This window comes from Microcoleus sp. BROC3, assembly GCF_036702515.1.
Taxonomy (GTDB): Bacteria; Cyanobacteriota; Cyanobacteriia; order Cyanobacteriales; family Microcoleaceae; genus Microcoleus.
Genome location: NZ_JAUBTQ010000060.1, coordinates 19,164 through 37,110 on the forward strand (window position 1 = coordinate 19,164; position 17,947 = coordinate 37,110).

The 17,947-nt window shown below is 43.6% G+C and carries 17 protein-coding genes and 4 pseudogenes; 14 read left to right on the forward strand and 7 right to left on the reverse strand.

Annotated features, from left to right (window positions below):
- Positions 1 to 135: 135 nt before the first annotated feature.
- Positions 136 to 1,680, reverse strand: coding sequence for a carotenoid isomerase (crtH, locus tag QUB30_RS27760; RefSeq protein WP_333340369.1), 1,545 nt, complete (start codon positions 1,678 to 1,680; stop codon positions 136 to 138).
- Between the two features lie 579 nt (positions 1,681 to 2,259).
- Between crtH and QUB30_RS27765 the strand changes: the two genes are divergently transcribed.
- The 4 genes from QUB30_RS27765 to QUB30_RS27780 all read left to right on the forward strand — a co-directional run bounded on the left by QUB30_RS27765 (position 2,260) and on the right by QUB30_RS27780 (position 4,168).
- On the forward strand, positions 2,260 to 2,382 hold the full coding sequence (locus QUB30_RS27765; RefSeq protein ID WP_333340372.1) for a hypothetical protein: 123 nt from the start codon (positions 2,260 to 2,262) through the stop codon (positions 2,380 to 2,382).
- Between the two features lie 35 nt (positions 2,383 to 2,417).
- Positions 2,418 to 3,068, forward strand: coding sequence for a uracil phosphoribosyltransferase (gene upp / locus QUB30_RS27770; RefSeq protein ID WP_333234777.1), 651 nt, complete (start codon positions 2,418 to 2,420; stop codon positions 3,066 to 3,068).
- A 278-nt stretch (positions 3,069 to 3,346) separates the two neighbouring features.
- A complete protein-coding gene (locus QUB30_RS27775; RefSeq protein ID WP_333340375.1) occupies positions 3,347 to 3,814 on the forward strand; it encodes a TMEM165/GDT1 family protein in 468 nt (155 codons plus the stop codon).
- Positions 3,815 to 3,874: 60 nt separating this feature from the next.
- Positions 3,875 to 4,168: a TMEM165/GDT1 family protein gene (locus QUB30_RS27780; RefSeq protein WP_333340379.1), complete on the forward strand. Its 294-nt coding sequence runs from the start codon at positions 3,875 to 3,877 to the stop codon at positions 4,166 to 4,168.
- A 502-nt stretch (positions 4,169 to 4,670) separates the two neighbouring features.
- Here QUB30_RS27780 and QUB30_RS27785 read toward each other — a convergent pair.
- Entirely contained in the window at positions 4,671 to 5,174 is a 504-nt protein-coding gene (locus QUB30_RS27785) for a hypothetical protein (protein WP_333340381.1), read from the reverse strand.
- 319 nt (positions 5,175 to 5,493) lie between these two features.
- Here QUB30_RS27785 and QUB30_RS27790 point away from each other — a divergent pair, with 319 nt between their 5' ends.
- Entirely contained in the window at positions 5,494 to 6,771 is a 1,278-nt protein-coding gene (locus QUB30_RS27790; RefSeq protein WP_333340384.1) for an MFS transporter, read from the forward strand.
- Between the two features lie 12 nt (positions 6,772 to 6,783).
- Here QUB30_RS27790 and hisIE read toward each other — a convergent pair whose 3' ends face one another.
- Entirely contained in the window at positions 6,784 to 7,434 is a 651-nt protein-coding gene (gene hisIE, locus QUB30_RS27795) for a bifunctional phosphoribosyl-AMP cyclohydrolase/phosphoribosyl-ATP diphosphatase HisIE (RefSeq protein WP_333340386.1), read from the reverse strand.
- A gap of 283 nt (positions 7,435 to 7,717) precedes the next feature.
- On the opposite strand from hisIE, the pseudogene QUB30_RS27800 reads away from it, so the two are divergent.
- From QUB30_RS27800 to QUB30_RS27815, 4 genes and pseudogenes are all read left to right on the forward strand, one after another.
- Positions 7,718 to 7,922 (forward strand): annotated as a pseudogene (locus tag QUB30_RS27800) (IS1 family transposase); the annotation flags it as partial.
- Between the two features lie 62 nt (positions 7,923 to 7,984).
- Positions 7,985 to 8,437, forward strand: coding sequence for a transposase family protein (locus tag QUB30_RS27805; RefSeq protein WP_333340391.1), 453 nt, complete (start codon positions 7,985 to 7,987; stop codon positions 8,435 to 8,437).
- A gap of 17 nt (positions 8,438 to 8,454) precedes the next feature.
- Entirely contained in the window at positions 8,455 to 9,138 is a 684-nt protein-coding gene (locus QUB30_RS27810) for an ISL3 family transposase (RefSeq protein WP_333340393.1), read from the forward strand.
- A 33-nt stretch (positions 9,139 to 9,171) separates the two neighbouring features.
- A pseudogene (locus QUB30_RS27815) lies at positions 9,172 to 9,352 on the forward strand (IS1 family transposase); the annotation flags it as partial.
- Positions 9,353 to 9,398: 46 nt separating this feature from the next.
- Here the strand turns inward: QUB30_RS27815 and QUB30_RS27820 are convergent.
- Positions 9,399 to 9,698 (reverse strand): element excision factor XisH family protein, encoded by a 300-nt coding sequence (locus tag QUB30_RS27820; RefSeq protein WP_333340396.1) that lies wholly within the window; start codon positions 9,696 to 9,698, stop codon positions 9,399 to 9,401.
- 247 nt (positions 9,699 to 9,945) lie between these two features.
- Here QUB30_RS27820 and QUB30_RS27825 point away from each other — a divergent pair, with 247 nt between their 5' ends.
- Positions 9,946 to 11,646, forward strand: a complete 1,701-nt coding sequence (locus tag QUB30_RS27825; RefSeq protein ID WP_333340399.1) for an ABC-F family ATP-binding cassette domain-containing protein — start codon at positions 9,946 to 9,948, stop codon at positions 11,644 to 11,646.
- A gap of 79 nt (positions 11,647 to 11,725) precedes the next feature.
- Here QUB30_RS27825 and QUB30_RS27830 read toward each other — a convergent pair whose 3' ends face one another.
- Positions 11,726 to 12,676, reverse strand: coding sequence for a fructosamine kinase family protein (locus QUB30_RS27830; RefSeq protein WP_333340401.1), 951 nt, complete (start codon positions 12,674 to 12,676; stop codon positions 11,726 to 11,728).
- Between the two features lie 424 nt (positions 12,677 to 13,100).
- On the opposite strand from QUB30_RS27830, the pseudogene QUB30_RS27835 reads away from it, so the two are divergent.
- The 3 genes and pseudogenes from QUB30_RS27835 to QUB30_RS27845 all read left to right on the forward strand — a co-directional run bounded on the left by QUB30_RS27835 (position 13,101) and on the right by QUB30_RS27845 (position 14,666).
- Positions 13,101 to 14,059, forward strand: a pseudogene (locus QUB30_RS27835) (IS630 family transposase).
- 91 nt (positions 14,060 to 14,150) lie between these two features.
- Positions 14,151 to 14,381 (forward strand): DUF6444 domain-containing protein, encoded by a 231-nt coding sequence (locus QUB30_RS27840; protein WP_333340404.1) that lies wholly within the window; start codon positions 14,151 to 14,153, stop codon positions 14,379 to 14,381.
- Between the two features lie 27 nt (positions 14,382 to 14,408).
- On the forward strand, positions 14,409 to 14,666 hold the full coding sequence (locus tag QUB30_RS27845) for an IS66 family transposase zinc-finger binding domain-containing protein (protein ID WP_333340415.1): 258 nt from the start codon (positions 14,409 to 14,411) through the stop codon (positions 14,664 to 14,666).
- A 37-nt stretch (positions 14,667 to 14,703) separates the two neighbouring features.
- Here the strand turns inward: QUB30_RS27845 and QUB30_RS27850 are convergent.
- Positions 14,704 to 16,148: pseudogene (locus tag QUB30_RS27850) on the reverse strand (IS5 family transposase); the annotation flags it as partial.
- Positions 16,149 to 16,162: 14 nt separating this feature from the next.
- Positions 16,163 to 17,275, reverse strand: a complete 1,113-nt coding sequence (locus QUB30_RS27855; RefSeq protein ID WP_333340406.1) for an IS630 family transposase — start codon at positions 17,273 to 17,275, stop codon at positions 16,163 to 16,165.
- Positions 17,276 to 17,461: 186 nt separating this feature from the next.
- Between QUB30_RS27855 and QUB30_RS27860 the strand changes: the two genes are divergently transcribed.
- Complete coding sequence (locus QUB30_RS27860) at positions 17,462 to 17,863, forward strand: IS66 family transposase (RefSeq protein WP_333340407.1); 402 nt, start codon at positions 17,462 to 17,464, stop codon at positions 17,861 to 17,863.
- The last annotated feature ends 84 nt before the right edge of the window (positions 17,864 to 17,947 follow it).

Below are 17,947 nucleotides of genomic sequence, written 5' to 3' on the forward strand. Positions count from 1 at the left end.
AAAACTGCCAATTTTCAGTTTAAAACCCGGTTTTTCCCCAAAAACCGGGTTTTTAGTTTTTGTGTAGGGTGGCCGGGAACCTCACATTTTCTCTCGTATTTCAAACGAAGCGTCTGACGCACCCTACTACTAGCGCTAAAAACCCAAATCAACCGCAATGCGGTGCGCGCAAGCAAACCCAGAAAACGCCACCGCATTTAAACCCTGTCCGGGAAAGGTACTGTCACCCACACAATACAAACCTGGCATAGAAGTTCGATTAAATGGCATTCCCAGCAAACCCATTAACTTCTGTCGCGGAATCGGCCCGTAAGTTCCGTCTTCGCGCCCCAAAAAGCGCCGGTGAGAACGCGCTGTCCCCACTTCCATATAATCCAAACCGGCATCTAAACCGGGAAAAATCTTTTCTAATCTTTCAATAATTCTCCCTGCCGCCTCTTCTTTTTTATCCTCGTATGCCTGCTGCGAAAGTCCTTCCCACTGTTCTATCCAACTCGACGTAAAAGCGTGAACTATGTGATATCCTGCGGGAGCTAAATCCGGGTCAAGCACCGTCGGAACTGACACTAAAACTGTTCCCTCCGGCGCTTCCATTTTGTCCCACTCTTCTAACAAAATGTGGTGGCAGGCACTACCCGCAGGGATTACGCTTGCTTCCACTCCCAAATGCAAACTCAAGAAACTGGGGGCTTTTTGATAGCGCTGCTGCCATTTCTTTTCGCTAGCGGGCATCTCTTCTGCAGGCAGCAATTTCTCGAAAGTATCCCATCGCGTGGCGTTAGAAACAATCCGCTTTGCCCGGTAAACTTCGCCGGTTGCTAGCTCGACTCCGACAGCGCGACCCTTTTCTGTAATAATTTTTTTCGCTTTAGCTTTGTATTGAATTTTCCCGCCGCATTTTTCTAATCCTTCGACTAATTTCTGGGCAATTTGACCGACTCCGCCTTTGGGATAATTTATGCCACCGTAATGTCTGTCGGAAAATACCATTCCGGCGTTAATCATTGGCGTCAAGTCTGCGGGTACTACAGACCAGTAGTAGCATTCCATGTCGATAAATTTCAGCAAAGTAGGGTCTTTTATGTAGCGGCGCGCAATGTCACCTGTATTTTGAGGCAGATATTTTACTAATCCCAAACAGGCTAAAGGATTCTGAAAAAAGACTCGAACCAGATATCCGGGTTCTTCTAGGGATAGCAATTCCATCCCGTTGAGGCAGTTGAAGACGCTCCAGCATTCGCCGTAAAATTTGTGGATTCCTTCGCGTTCGTGAGGGAACCTGTCAGTTAATTCTTGCAAGTATTTCTCATAAGGCTGGGGAACTTCCAGTTCCAAGCCGTCGGGTAAGTGATAGTGAAGCTGTACGGGGTCGGGAATAGTTTCTAGGGTGACGTTGACTGCTTTGAGGGCGCGGGTGAGGAGATTCGTAGTGCCGCGCTGTCCGAACCCAAAAATCATGGAGGCCCCGACATCAAATCTGTAGCCTTCTCTATCGAAATATCCAGCGCTACCCCCCGGAATTGTGTAGCTTTCGAGCACCAAAACTTTGGCTTTTTTAGCCGCTAGCTGGGTAGCCGTCACCAGTCCGCCAATGCCGGAACCGATGACAATTACATCAAACTCTTGCTCTGTTGGGCGGGAATTGGAAGAAAATAACTGGGATTGGGTAGGAGCTGACATTGGGTTAAAAATCTTAATAATTTCCATAATATTACAGTCGATCGCTCTACAAGGAAGAAGGCACGACACGGATTTTGAGACGGATACACGGATTAATTATTGATTGTCAGGCATTCGTCAGATGTTGAAGGCAGATGTTGAACGAATATTAATTACCCTATTCCCTATTCCCTCTTCTCTCTCTCATCCCAACGCCCGATGCCCCAGCTTCAAAAAAAAATGCGGGAACAGTCTACCATTGCCGACTGCCCCCGTCTGCCGATCCTTTGAGAGGAGAACACTAAAAATTACTATAGCCTTGTTGCTAATTAATGTCAATACTATTAGAAAAATATTTCAATAAGCTGATGGAGGTCGATCGGCGAATGAGTTTTAACTCACATCTTGCACAATTCTCGCTTCACAGGCCAGAAAGCCTGTGAAGCGAAGAGTGAGTTTTCTTGTGGGTTGGGAATCCTGCCGGTCAGTGAAAGGCTGATTAACAAGGGTGCAAGATGTCTGTTCTAACCGACGGCTGGTGCTTGTGGCAAGAGTCCGGCAGTCCAGCGGAGATTTGAACCCGTGACGGCAATTTTGAAAATGGTGCAATATGTCGATTCTCACTCTCTGGCTTGTATGCACCCTCAAGGATGTGATAAGTTGCACAGAGCGATCGATCGCCTGTTGGCGAAGCCCTCGAAGACGATCGACCGCACCGCATAAAATCCCTCCAACCTAGCACTCTCCCCAAATTCCTCATGTCCCTGCAACTGCGCGTTTACGTTCCTCCGCATCCGTTAATTAAACACTGGCTGGCTGTTGCCCGCGACGCCGCCACCCCATCGGTACTTTTTCGTTCTGCGATGACAGAATTGGGAAGGTGGCTGGCTTACGAGGCGATTCGAGAATGGCTGCCGACAGTGGAAACCACAGTGCAGACGCCTTTGGCAGAATGTCCGGCGACTTTTATCAACCCAGAAGCTCCGTTAGTTGTGGTACCGATTTTGCGGGCGGGTTTGTCACTGCTCGAAGGAATTCAGACGGTTGTGCCGCTGGCTTCGGTTTACCACCTCGGCATGGCAAGGAATGAGGAGACGCTGGAACCGACTTGTTATTTGAACAAATTGCCGGCGCAGTTTAACCCGGAAACGCGGGTGATAATTAGCGAGCCGATGCTGGCGACTGGCGGGACGATTGTAGCGACTATGCAGGAATTGACTGCACGGGGAATTGACCCGAGCTTGATTCGGATTATCTCTGTGGTGGCTGCTCCTCCGGCTTTGAAGAGGCTGAGTGCAGAGTACCCGAGTTTGATGATTTACACGGCAACGATCGACGAAATAGTCAACGAACAGGGCTTTATTGTACCTGGTTTGGGAGATGCGGGCGATCGAACTTACGGCACATAAACCAGTCAGTCCATTTTAGATTTTAGATTTTAGATTTTAGATTGACTCGACAGATAAATCTGGGGGCTTGTATGCCTCAGTCAATTTTAGATTTTAGATTGACTCGACAGATAAATCTGGGGGCTTGTATCCCTTGTTGGCTTAGGTGAGTGGTTCCAGGAATCAGTTGCTCAAATCTGTGGGGAAAAAGATGACCCTGGTTTGGTAAAAGCAGGCACAGAGAAAGTTAGAATCAAAAGTACAAGTCAAAAATAAATAGCGTTTAGCACTCATTGCCCGTGAAACTTGATTCTGTTCCGCCAAGCTTGTCTGCTTCTGACTCAGTAAACCCCAAGTATGATTTGCCGCAACAGGTACAAATACAACTAAAAGAGGCTTCTGAGATTTGTGCTGATTTAACCCCAAAGCCACCTGAACTATCAGTGAGTGCAAATCCCGATATTTCTCACGAACAAAAGAAACTGAAGCCCAAGCACTGGGCAATTTTTGCCTCGACTTTTGCCACTATTTTTTTAGCTGAAATTGGAGACAAAACTCAGCTCGCGATTTTGCTGATGACGGCTGAATCTCGAAATCCTTGGATCGTTTTTGCGGGTGCGGGTTCAGCTTTGATAGCAACCAGTTTGCTGGGGGTTTTGCTGGGAAGGTGGCTGGCTAGTCGGATTGCTCCGAGAACTTTGGAGAGAGCAGCCGGAGTGATTTTGCTGGCGATTTCGGCGGTTCTGCTGTGGGAAGTGCTGGGTTAATTGTCTGCCTGTCGGTAAGTCCTAGATTTCTAAAATACCTAACTAAGAACTGAAAAAAATATGGACTGGCAACTTTTGGCAATAAGTTTTATTACAGTGTTTTTGTCAGAATTAGGAGACAAAAGTCAATTAGCTGCGATCGCCCTGGGCAGCAGTTGTAACTCGCCGCGGGCTGTATTTTTCGGTACGGCGTCGGCGCTGCTGCTGGCGAGTTTAATCGGTGTGGGCATTGGCTTCAGCACGGCAGAGGTGTTGCCGGAGAGGATTGTAAAGGGGATCGCTGCGATCGGATTTGCGGTGATGGGTTTGCGCCTGCTGTGGCCAAAAACAGATTTACCGGAAGCCTCCGAGTAAGGCGTGCCGTCAGTCGATTTTAGATTTTAGATTTTAGATTTACTCTACAGATGAATCTGGGAGTTTGAACCAGAGTCTAAAATTTTGCTTTCTCCACGGGAGGAGTTGTTCGCAAGTATCCGTTTTTGGCAGGGTCAGGAAACTTGACAGTATAGTTATATCAAATCTGTTAGCATCGGAGATTATTCATCTCTCTATTTTTTTCATCTGCGTGAATTAGCGTCAATCCATTGTCATCTGCGGTTAATACATTCTCTTTTTTTTACCGCAGATGAGGGCAGATAAACACAGATTAAGGCAGATGAATTCTATTAATTCCGGTTGCACCGTCGGTGACTGTTGACTGGATTTTACGCCAGACTAGGAGAGCGAATGCCTGCTATTCAAGCCTAGTTTACGATCGCTAAAATTTTCAAAAAAATTAGCGGGGGGCGTCAATTCACTCCCCCCGCTGCTGCTGGTTGAGTTTTTTTCTCAACTCAACCTCTGAGCCTTATGTCGATTAAGCTTGGTTTTGGTAGCACCAGCCCAGCAGCGTAGCGCCGACGGCCCACTTGAGCGCTTCTAAGCCAAAATAGCCTTGGTGGAGTAGATTCATCCCGGCGGGCACTTCTGCTGCGGAATCGAACAGATTTAGCTGCATTCCCAAGGCGCTCATTTGGGGTGTCAGGGCGTAGGTGTCAATCAGGGCGATCGCCAGAAGTACCAATGATAGTAAGATTGCTGTGCGGCTGCGCTTGCCGAAGTCACCGACTAAATTGCTCAAAACCATCAAACCCGTTGCCACCAGACCCGCACAGATTAACTCAACGCGGTTGAATCCCCAGAACATTAAATTTCCGGCCGTTGCAAACTCGGGAGATGTCATCATGCCAGATACGTAAAGACTGGGCATAATTACTAGATCCAAAATCAGGCTACCGCTGAGCCAGAAAATCAAGGCCACCATAACAATTGCTTGCCAACGGGGTCTGATTGATTCCACTCTTGATGTAATAGCTGTCATATAATTAGACCCTCTAAATTTTTTCTGCCTTTTCTAGAGTTTAACTAATTTTTTTATAGAATCGTGTTAAGTATTTTTAAATTAATGGTAACTTTTGTGTAACAGACCCTGAAGAATTGTTAAGTCCACTGGTGCTTGTCATCATATTACTACTTCTAAAAAAGTATGCAGTAGATTAATAATCACTCACAGGACTTACCCATTGCGATCGACGAAACCAGGTTTTTGACCGTAATAAAAGGCTATAACGTATGTTTATAAAAATGTTCATAAAAAAATGGGTTTCATGCGATCGCGACTAACTCCTCATTTAATTATAATGCCTAAACTTCAATTATCATCTTGGTTGCCCCGTCTCCCGCCTCAAGTCTGGATTCTTGCCGCCGGCAGGTTCCTTTCCCAAAGCGGTACCGGTTTTACTTTATTTTACGCGCCGATATTTTTTGTCGATCGCGTGGGTTTATCTGCTACTGCTGTTGGGATTGGTTTGGGTAGCGGTTCAGTTTCGGGAATATTCGGCAGAATTTTGGGAGGTTCTTTTTGCGATTCCAAATTTTGGGGAAGGCGGCGAACTTTATTGCTGGCGGCAATTATTTCGGCTGCCGCTTCTTTTGTACTGGCGGCGACTAATGATTTCGCTGGTTTAGTTGCGGGCAATTTACTAATGGGTTTGGGCGTGGGTTTGTATTGGCCTCCAACCGAGACGATGGTGGCGGATTTAACCGAGGGCGAACAGCGACAGGAAGCTTTTGCTTTGACGCGGCTTGCTGATAATTTGGGTTTGCAAGTTGGGATTATTTTGGGCGGTTTGTTGATTGAGTTAACGGGGAATTATCGATCGCTCTTTATTATTGATGGTATCTCGTTTTTAGTGCTGTTTGCGGTGGTGGCGATCGCGATCGGCGAAACCTACAAACCAGCTAATTCAGCCGATACAGGTAAAAAAAATCTAAAAAATGGCTGGATAGTGGCGCTGAGCGATCGAAGTCTTCTAGTTTATGCTTTAGTAAATACTCTGTTCACATTATATATTTCCCAAATCCAAACCACAATGCCGCTCTACTTTAGCAAGTTTGTCGCGGTGGGGACGGGAAAAGGCTTTTCAACAGGTACAATTACCGTTTTGTTTGCTTTTAGTACGTTTTTAACTGTGGCTTTGCAACTGCCAGTTGTTAAAGCTTTGAGGCCATTTTCCCATCCAAAAGCTTTGATGATTTCTGCGCTGCTGTGGGGAATGGGATTTATCGCGATCGGCTTGACGGGAATGGCTGCAACGGGCAATCTATTTTTAGCTGTTTTAGGCTTGAGTTTTTTGTCGCTTGCGACTGTTGCTTATACGCCTTTTGCTTCGGCTTTGGTGGTAGATTTAGCGCCGGAGTCTTTGCGGGGCGTGTATTTGGCGGTTAATTCTCAGTGTTGGGCGATCGGCTATTTAATCGGGCCGCCGCTGGGCGGTTTGGCTTTGGATGGGGGTAAATGGGCGGCGGATAATTTTTGGTTGGGTTTGGCTTTGAGTGTCGGCGCGGCTATTTTTATTTTGCAAAAGCTCGATCGAATGTTGAAAAAGAGGACTGAAGTCCTCACTACAAACCCATAATCAACTTACCGATTATTTTCGTCGATCGCCCAATTTGCGGTAAACCGCCCTTAAATCAACTTGATGGTGAGCCAAAGCAACCAAAGCGTGATAAAATAAATCCGCAACTTCTCCAGCGATCGCCTCTTTGTCGTCATCTTTGCAAGCCATCACAACTTCCGCCGACTCTTCGCCAATTTTCTTGAGAATCTTGTTGTCGCCCCCCTCGAACAACTTGCAAGTATAAGAACTTTCGTTAGGATTGTCCCGGCGATCGCAAATTACCCCAAATAATTGAGATAACATATCCCCTGGCGGCGGTGAAATTTCCCCATCAACTTGGTGAAAACAACTTCTTTCTCCCGTGTGACAAGCAATATCTCCGACTTGTTCGACAGTGACTAGCAAAGCATCGCTATCGCAGTCGTAACGCAGCCCCTTTACATTTTGAACGTGTCCCGAAGTCGCGCCTTTGGGCCACAATTCGGAACGCGAACGACTCCAAAACCACGTCTGTCCGGTAGAGAGAGTTTTTTGCAGTGACTCCCGATTCATCCACGCCATCATCAACACCGTACCGTCCAAATAATCTTGGACGATCGCCGGTACTAAACCGCGATCGTCGTAACGAATCTTTTCAATTGGGATCGATCGGCTCAAACTCGATAAATCAGTAGTAGACATAATTTTATTTCAACTTGGGAATATAGATTAACGCTTTGATTTTTCTATTCGGACTTGTGGCAACATATTAAGTTACCGACAAATTGCCAAGAACTCTTTTACAAAATATCACACTTTGGCAAAAGCGAAGCCATCCGATTTTAGATTGTAGATTGCTCTCACAGATGAATCCGGCGGTAACATACCAAATGGGTTTCGCTCAAATTGTGAAAAATTCCACCCTGTATTGATAATACTTATTGGTTTGTCCCTAAAATCTATAAAGCGAAGCCGTGACAACCCCTGGTTGCGGACAACAAGATACCACTTCAAAGCAGGTATTTTAGGATGGGTTTTAAGAGATCCAGCGTGCCAAAACATTTAAACCTTTATGGGATATTTTTGAGAAAGGGAGATGCTATTTTTATGTAAAGATCGGTGGGAAAGTTGATCCAATGTTTATTCCAGATGGTGACAAAATTATCTCTAAAACTTATCTGAAAAGAGTTGGCTCTTCTGGGTTGGCGGTGGAAACTGTATAATATAGGAACTTTATGCTAGAGCGTCGCTCATGGATTTCCATCTTGACGGATTACTCAATTTGCCACACATTACGATTGAAAGATGTATTAAAAATGATAGAAAAACAATTTTAAAAGTGTGTTTTTTGACGGATTATGCTACTTGTCCTCACTGTCAAAAGTCCACAGATGAACTCCATCAGATTCGGACAATCTTGATTCGAGATTTACCGATTTCAGGTCAGTTAATCGAATTGGAAATTCCTCGTCGCCAATACTACTGTAAAAATTGTCAAAAATATTTCACAGAGCAACTGTGTTTTGTTGATGAAGGTCGGCGCTATACTCAACGATATGAGGAGTATATTTATCACCGTGTTCAGGTGACAACAGTGTCACAGGTAAAACGAGAGGAAGAATTAAGTTGGGATCAGATTCAAGGAATTTTTAATCATCAGCGTTCACAAGTAAAAAAGCCTCATGGGGAGCGGTTAAACGTCTGAGTATCGATGAAATTAGTATGAGAAAAGGGCATCAAGATTTTGTGACTGTAGTTTCCGATATTGACCAAAGTCAATTGATTGAAGTGATCGACAGTCACGAACAGCAAGGTATCATGGAAGTCCTTATTCAGCAACCGATTGAGGTTCGCGAGCAGGTGTTAGAAGTGAGTGTAGATATGTGGGGTGGTTTTCCCAAAGTAATCCAAAAAGTTTGGACTAATGCGATTGTGGTATATGACCGATTTCATGTGATGAAATATGTGAATGAGGAATTGAATAAAATCCGAAGACAATGCAATATTAAAGGAAAAGGTAGCCGATTTATTGTCCTGAAAAATGGTGTAGATTTAAAAGAAGAGGAAGGGGTTAAATTGGCTACAGTTTTAAGTCAATCTAAGCGTCTTAAGCTTGCCTATGAATTAAAAGAAGAATTCAGAGAGATTTTTGAAAGTCATCATAGTGTGTCAGAGGGGAAAGAATCACTGCTTGAATGGATTAAGAAAGCACAACCAATTTACAGTGATACCCTAACCATGCTTCGCAATCATATCGATGGAATTTGTAACTATTTCTTGAACCGAACAACGAGTGGTGTTATGGAGGGAATCAACAATCGTCTCAAACTGATTAAACGTCAAGCCTATGGATTTGTTAATTTTGACAATTTTCGAGATCGACTATTAGCTTGCTTTTCTAATTAGTCTTTCTTATCACCGCCAACCCAGAAGACCCAAAGAGTTCAAGGTAACAAAACAAGACTGCAACATTATTTGGTGGGATTTAAAAGTAACACTCTTTGTTATTCTAAATCCGAATAAATGCTAAAACATTCAATTCGCTTACTAATTCAGGCTTCTCAAATTCGAGGACGTTCCCTTTCCCTATTCAAGTAATCATTTATATACTCTGATTTGAACGCTATGCGACCTGCCTCCGTCAGCGCTGATAGGCAAATCATACCTCAGTTCACCAACGCCTGACCCAAAGCTTGCTCTAAATTGGCAATTCTAGACTTTCTGATAAAACTTTTAAGTTCAACGGCTATCTTGCGATCGTTGTTGTCAGCAGCTAATAGCTGTTCGGCACCCCGATCGATAGGTTTCTTTTGGCACAAAGCAAGGATACAGATCGTGGGTAATTGTCCAGCCAGCCTTAATGAAAGCCTGTTTGACAACTTGATGATAAATGTCTCTGGCTGGCTCGATTGCTCTTTTTTGCTATCGAGGTTGACACTGACTATTATAATGTGTAGAAGTGTCAAGCATTATTCGAGAAATTCAATCAGGAGTTATGCACTGAGACAAAGAAACCGGGTTTTTTACATAATCTTCGAGTACGAAGGCGTCTTTTCGCAAAAAAAAACCGGTTTCTGGGCCCCCATGCGTAACTCCCACTAAATCAAAATCTCGCAATTCACTAAAAATCTTTAAAATTTGTTAAGATTGACTCGACCTCAGCGCCGGCATCCGATCCGCCGCTAAACCTGCCCTTCCCCAGTCCCCACAACAATGCTGCGACTCGAACACATCAGTAAAATTTATCCCACAGGCGTCGTACTCAAAGATGTCACCTGGGAAGTCAAACCGGGCGATCGCATCGGCTTAGTCGGCGTCAACGGTGCCGGTAAATCCACCCAACTCAAAATCATCGCCGGCGAAATCGAACCCACCGCAGGCGAAGTCATTCGCCCAGCCAGCTTACACATCGCCTACCTCTCCCAAGAATTTGAAGTAGATCCTACTCGCACCGTCAAAGAAGAATTTTGGCGTGCCTTCAGCGAAGCCAACGAAGTCCATGAATCCCTAATGCAAGTCCATCGAGACTTGGAAAACTCCTCCCCAGAAAATCTCGACGAACTGATCCACAAAATGGATCGGCTGCAACGGCAATTTGAAGGCCTAAACGGCTACGGTTTAGAAGCCCAAATCGAGAAAATTCTGCCCGAAATCGGATTTGAACCCGAAGATGGCGATCGATTAGTCAGCGCCTTCAGCGGCGGGTGGCAAATGCGGATGAGTTTGGGTAAAATTCTCCTCCAAAAACCCGACATCTTGCTACTAGACGAACCTACCAACCACCTCGACTTAGAAACGATCGAATGGCTGGAAGTCTACCTGAAAGGGCTGACAACCCCAATGGTAATCGTATCCCATGACCGAGAATTTCTCGATCGGCTCTGCACCCAAATCGTCGAAACCGAACGCGGAGTTTCCACCACCTACCTCGGCAACTATTCCTCTTATTTACTGCAAAAAGCCGAAGCCAGAGAAGCCCAACTCAGCGCCTACGAAAGCCAGCAAAAAGAACTCGAAAAACAACAAGCATTCGTTGAAAAATTCCGCGCCAGCGCCACTCGCAGCACCCAAGCCAAAAGCCGCGAGAAACAGTTAGACAAAATCGAACGCATCGAAGCGCCCACCGGCGGATTAAAAACTTTGCATTTCCGCTTTCCCCCCGCACCCCGCAGCGGCCGCGAAGTAGCAATAATTGAAGATTTGGTGCACACCTACGGCGAAAAAATCCTATTTTTGGGAGCCGATTTATTAATTGAAAGGGGCGATCGCATAGCCTTTCTCGGCCCCAACGGCGCGGGTAAATCTACTCTGCTGCGACTGATTATGGGTTTAGAAAAACCGTCTGAAGGTACGGTCAAATTGGGAGGCCACAACGTCATCCCGGGTTACTTTGAACAGAATCAGGCAGAAGCCTTAGATTTGAATAAAACCGTGATGGAAACCATTCACGACGAAGTTCCAGACTGGAAAAATGAAGAAGTTCGGACTTTGTTGGGGCGGTTCTTGTTTACCGGCGAAACAGTATTCAAACAGGTTGGCGCTTTAAGCGGCGGCGAAAAAGCCCGCCTAGCTTTGGCAAAAATGCTGTTGACTCCCGTGAATTTGCTGATTTTGGACGAACCGACAAATCACCTCGACATTCCGGCAAAAGAGATGATGGAAGAGGCGATTCAGAATTATGACGGTACGGTAATTATCGTGTCGCACGATCGCTATTTCATCTCCCAAGTTGCCAACAAAATAGTTGAAATTCGGGATGGAGAGTTTCGCCCTTATTTGGGAGATTACCACTACTATCTGGATAAAATAGCCGAAGAAAAAGAGCTAGCAAAAATAGCCAAACTTGAAGCTGAAAAAGCGGCTAAAAAAGCAGAAAAAGAAGCGAAGAAAAAAGCAACCGCTAAGCAAAAATAAAGCGGCAACGGTCGCAGATAAACCTTACATCTACGTTTATCTGCGTTCATCTGCGGTTAGAAATAAAAAATCCCTATTTCTAACCGCAGATTTTATTAATAATCTGATTTGCCTGCGACTCATAACTCCCACCAAACAAATTAAAATGATTCAAAATGTGATATAGATTATATAAAGTTTTGCGCTGCTCGTAGCCTCCATCCAACGGCCAAACCTGATTGTATCCTCGATAAAACTGCGGCGCAAACCCGCCAAATAACTCCGTCATCGCGATATCAACTTCTCTATCTCCAAAATAAGTTGCCGGGTCAAAAATAACCGGTTCCCCAGCAGATGTCACCCCCGCATTTCCCCCCCACAAATCCCCGTGAACTAGCGAGGGTTGCGGTTCGTAACCTGCTAACAATTCAGGAATCACATCTAATAAACGTTCCCCTTGCGGAAAATGGCCGCCCCGACGTTTAGCCAATTTTAACTGATAACCAATCCGATGTTCTGCCCAAAATTCTGCCCAATTTGCCGTCCAATTATTCATTTGCACCGTTGAGCCGATCGTATTATTAATATCCCACCCAAAAACTCCCCTCAGCAAGATAGAATTAGGCTCTTCTCCCCCCCTTACCAAGGTAGAATTAGGGTCTTCTCCCCCCCTTACCAAGGGGGGGTTGGGGGGGGTATATTTGTGCATTTCGGCGAGTTTGCGCCCCATTTCTTCCCAAGCTAGATCGCTCCCGCCTCTTCCCAAATTCAACCATTCCAACACAATATAAGCTGAATTCCCCTCAGTTCCCCAGCAAATCGGTTGCGGTACTCGAATCGTCTGGGTTGCCCGCATTTGCTGCAAACCTAAAGCCTCGGCTTCAAACATCGCAATTTGGCAAGCTTGATTAATTTTCGCGAAGTAAGTGCGGCAACTGCTGCTGATATAATACCCTTGATTAATGCAGCCACCGCTGACGGAACGGCGATTGTCGATCGAAAATTTGTTTCCCGTTACTTCGCTAATGCGTGCGGAAATTTTATCCCACATTGAATCAAATCCTGTTGAGCGTTGAGGGCGATCGGAATTAGTTTAACAGGTATATAGCCTTTCTCAGGTAGATGAGGTACAATGTGACCAAGCCGAATTGACTGGAAAATATCAAATAACAAAAATCAGTTCGCTATAATTCAATCGGTGAGTATGCGCCCCGCCTGGACACGAATCAGGGTTGACCAGGAGTCGAGCCAGGGCGCACGCATCTAAATTTTATGTTAACAGAATATGGTATAGCATTTCTTAGAAAGATGAGGTATAATATAACTGACTTAAACGGAGGGAAAAATATAGAACTTCAAAATGTTATACAGCTCTCATTAAATGGGGCGCTCTTCGAGCAGTAGTCCCTCGACCCGCAGCAGTCACTAGAATGACAACTATCTCAAATTTTAGCCCCGATCACGCATTAGTAAAAATGAAAACTTATTCGATTGATTTTAGACAAAAAATTATGGATGTGTACCATAATGAACCGCTGTCACAAAGAGCAATAGCTAACCGTTTTTGTGGAGCCTCGGAGTTTTGTCCAAAAATTGGTTAAACAGTATCGTGACACGCAAAATATTGCTCCTCGCACTGAGCGATGTGGAGTCAAATTAAAACTGAATGCAGAACAACTGCTAATTTTAGCAGAATTAATTGAAGCAAACAATGATGCAACTCTCGAAGAACTCCGTTATTTACTGTACCAAAAAATTGGTTTTACCATCAGCGTAGCAACGATGGGAAGAATGGCAAAACTCTTAAACATGACGCAAGAAAAAAAAACTCTTTTCCCGTCAGACAAAGGCACTGACAGGGTTCAGAACCTGCGATACGAGTTCTGGCAAAAAATTAGAGAAGTTTATTTCAAAGACTTAATATTCATTGATGAATGTGGAGTTAACTTGGCAATGGTTAGGTTATATGCTCGGTCTATAAAAGGTTCAAGAGCCAAGGGATCAAAACCGAATAAACGCGGAAGAAATGTCTCAATAATTGGAGCTATATCGGTCAAAGAAGTCCTAACATCAGTCAATTTAATAGGTACAACTGATGGAATTACATTTGAGGCTTTTATTATCCGAAAATTAGTGCCAAAGTTATGGAAAGGTGCTTGTGTAGTAATGGATAATTGTACTATTCATACCGGAGAAGAAGTAGAAAAAGCCATCAAAAAAAAAGGGGCTAAATTAATATACTTGTCGCCCTATTCGCCGGATTTCTCCCCAATTGAAAATTTATGGTCAAAACTTAAAAATATTCTCCGTTCTATCAAGACACCTAATTATCAAGAGTTAGCAAAAGCACTCTTAGTTTGCATTTAGTGAAGTTACATCAGCAAATATTTGGAATTGGTTTACTCACTGCTGTTATTGTACCTCACCTTTGTAAGAAATGCTATATATTGGAGAATAATTGTAACTCCCTAGGTAGGATGGTCAGGATGATTCCAATCAAGGAAGAATTATGGTAGTATTCATCCATGAGTCCAGAAGAAAAAGATCAAAAAATTGAGAGTTTAGAGCAAGAAATTCAAGTCCTGCGGCAAAAAATAGCAGAACTAGAGAGGCGTTTGGGGTTAGATAGCCAAACGAGTTCAAAACCACCGTCAAGCGATGGACTCAAAAAAGCGGATAAAATTCGGACAAAAAGTTTACGAGAAAAAGGAAAGCGCCCATCAGGGGGACAGTTTGGTCATGCAGGGCAGACATGAGAACAAGTTTTAGAACCAGATAATATCATAGAACATCCCACACCATGCTCATGTCTATCATGCGGGTGTGACATATCTCAAGTAGAAGTCAAAAAAATGATCGGGCGACAAGTATTTGATATACCAACGCCAAAAATAATCGTCACAGAACACCAAGTTGGGGTCAAAGAATGTCCTGAATGTAAAGCTCAAATACAAGGGAGTTTTCCAGAATCATTTAAAGCCCCAGTACAGTACGGAGAAAGAATTAGAGCAGTTGCAGCTTATCTAGGGCTTGCTGAATAATCGATCGCTTTCTGGCGATCGGGAGTGCTCGATATATTTAAGCCGAGTTAAATATGAGTTTTTCCTGCCTCATTCTGAGTAAAGCATAACCCCAGATTATGTGCAGCCCAAAAACAGGCATTGTTTTCCCCGAACGGCATAAAAACACACAAAAAACCCGGCGCCACCAGGTAGAAAGGTTGATGACTAAAAAAGTAATCGCAATGACTGTTTCAGAAGTATTATCAAGTTTTGCCATGATCCGATTCAGACCGAATCTTCGTTTACGCAAGTCCCGAACTTTCCCTCAATCGCATTGCGAATTCTCTCATCTTCCAACGCTTGCTTCTTTTTTTCTTTGCTGATATTGGTTGGAGGCCTTCCTAAAGGCGGTCCACTGATTCTAATGCCTTTGTCTTTGCACCAAGCTCGGTTCTAAGAGTGTACGATAAATGCGATCCTCTTCGAGGGCTTGGCTAACGGCATGAACTGACTCTGGATAATATCCTGTGAAGTTACGATAAGCTTCTACTTGTGCTTTTAAGTCCCCTGATTCGTTAAAATTATCCCAGCTTATCCGGTCTAAAAATACATATCCTTCAAAACAACTCGCGCTCTTGTTTGGCTCCAAATTCTACCTTTTTCCCTGCTTTTCCTCGGACAATGGGACGAATATGGGGTTGACTTAAACTTACTATTCTATCCTCAATGCTCTGTTTCTTATTTTCAAATAGCCAGAGCTGTTGGCGATAGACTTCTGTGAGGACTAGCCAGGTTTTATATTGCTTTTTATTCAATTTTTCTAGGGTCGCACCTGACTTGATTAGCTGTTCAATATGAGCTAAGTTTCTTTTGATATATTGGAGTTGTTTTTTAAGTGCCTGTCTTCTTTGGTTACGGGTGGGTCGTCTTTGCGAAAGCTACTGCTAAGTAGTCTTTTATAGCTAGATTACGATAGGTTCTTGGTTTTTTATTGCTTTTCCTTTTAATCTGTTTATACAGGATGTCTATAATTTTTTCGGTATGAACTCTGGCTCCATTTAATAGTCCTAAGTCGGTCGGATAACTAATGTCGGCTGGCGCACAGGTCGCATCTATGATTAATTTTCCTTGATTGGGTGACTCATTTTTGGCGTCCGAATCCTGTTTTTTTTCAGTTTGAACGCTCGGTGATGGAACGCATTTTTTCGACCATGCGTTCATTCACTTTATTAATTAAGTTCGGACTAATACGCCCGTCGAAAGTGAACTAATAGTGATGGATCAAAGGGTAGTTCATTACTGTAGGTTGATTGACCGATAAAGTATTGCAAATAGGGGTTTTCCCGGATTTGTTCGACGGTTTCCCGATCGCTAATTCCGAGTTTTTCTTTGATGATTAATGCCCCCAACGCCATCCGAAAGGATTTGGCTGGTGCACCCATTTCGCTCGGGGAAGTTTTTAGCATATTCTGCTTCAAATTCTGACCACGGGATTACTTGGGTCATTTTTACCCAACGGTTAAGCTGTTACACATTTAAACTGTGATACAAGCATTACCCTTATTTTTGATTTTGCGACCCCATTTAATTATTAATTGCCCTTCATTTAAGAGGCGGTGCAATAAATACTCTAGCTCTTCAATAGATGTAAAAAGTCGATTGGCAATATATTCTTTTGCCGAATGCCATACTAATTCAATTAAGTTATAGTCGGGGCTGTATTCGGGGAGGAATTCTAAATGAAGGTTAGGCATTTCTGTTTCAATTATTTTCAGGTACTCTTCTTTCTTGTGAAAACTAGCATGATCAAGGATAATCACTATTTTGGCTCCTTTTTCCGCAAATTCTGAGGCTTGATTACCTGCTGATACCCATTCATTAATTAGCTCTTCATAAAACAGTTTTAGCACTTGATAAAAATTATATGAGTTGCCTTTTTTGAGGAACTCTACCCACCTTTTTTTATCCGAATTCCTCACTCCTCCCATTACATTAACTCTGCCTTTTCTGCGGTCTCCTAGGACCTTTTTTCGGCTGCCTTTTTTACACCAGTTCTTTCTTCGGGTGACTCTTAAACTAAATCCACTCTCGTCCCAAAACCATACCTGTAATCGTTTTGGCGTTGATTTTTCTATTTTTAAATATTCGGCTATCTTTATTTTAAACGCTGTTCTTTTTTCGGGATTTCTCTTCGACTCTAGGCTATACTTAGCCCAGATGTACACATACTTTTTTTGCTTTAATATCCTCCGAACTTGTCCTCCACTTAATTTTATTCCAGTGGATTCTTCTAAGTATGTTGCTAATCTCTGCGCTGTCCATCGTCCAAAATCATATCCTAATTCTTGAGGGTCTTTTTCTCTAGTTTCTAATAATATATCTATATATTTATCTGTGGCTTTTTTGTGATTTCCCTTCATCCTCTCATCAATTAGACTTTCTAGATTGTCTGGGTCTCCCTTGACACACCAATAAGATACTTTGTTGACTGAGCTACCCAAAAAATTAGCAATTTTAGATTGTGTATTGCCGTCATTGAGCAATAATAAAATTAGAATTATTTCTCTAATATTTGCCTTTTCTTCCTCTCTTAAGGCTTTTTGTAGTTTCTCTATTTGTTGGGGATTGAGATGGTTTTTAGCTGGCATTTTTGTATAAATTGACTAAACTCATTTTTTATTATACCCTATTTAAAGGCACAACAGCTTATCTGGTGACAAGCTGCCACATAAGGGCAGTTCAAACTCGGATGGGGGTTGTGGGGCCAGCTCAACTTTTCGGTACACTAGCGCAGGTGGTGATGCACGGGTTTTGACCTATTTTACCTGTTTATCTTGCACTTTACTCTCGATCGCGCGATCGAAACCTTTCGCCACGCAATATGCGATCGATTATTCAGCAAGCCCTATCTAAATCATCAGCATTTTATTCCCGAAGACAGATTAAGTAAAGTGCTGCTGGATTTATTTGGTTGTCGAATGACACCAGGGACAATCGCAAATACAACAAAGACACTTGCCAACATCATAGAGCCAGTCGTAATTGAGATTGCGTCTGAAGTCAAAGCAGCACCAGTGAAACATCTGGACGAAACGGGATTGAGGATTGGTGGTAAAACCAATTGGTTGCACGTGGTTTCAACCCAAACAGAAACCTGGTATCGAGTTGCTGCTAAACGCAAAGACATAGAACCCACATTCCGCAGATCTTCGATCGGATTTTTTAATCAGTTGTGAAAACTTGGAAGCCCGATGCTTTTGGGTGGAAATTATGCGCTTTTAGCGTTACAGAAGCTGGTCAAATTTACCTAAATCAAGTAA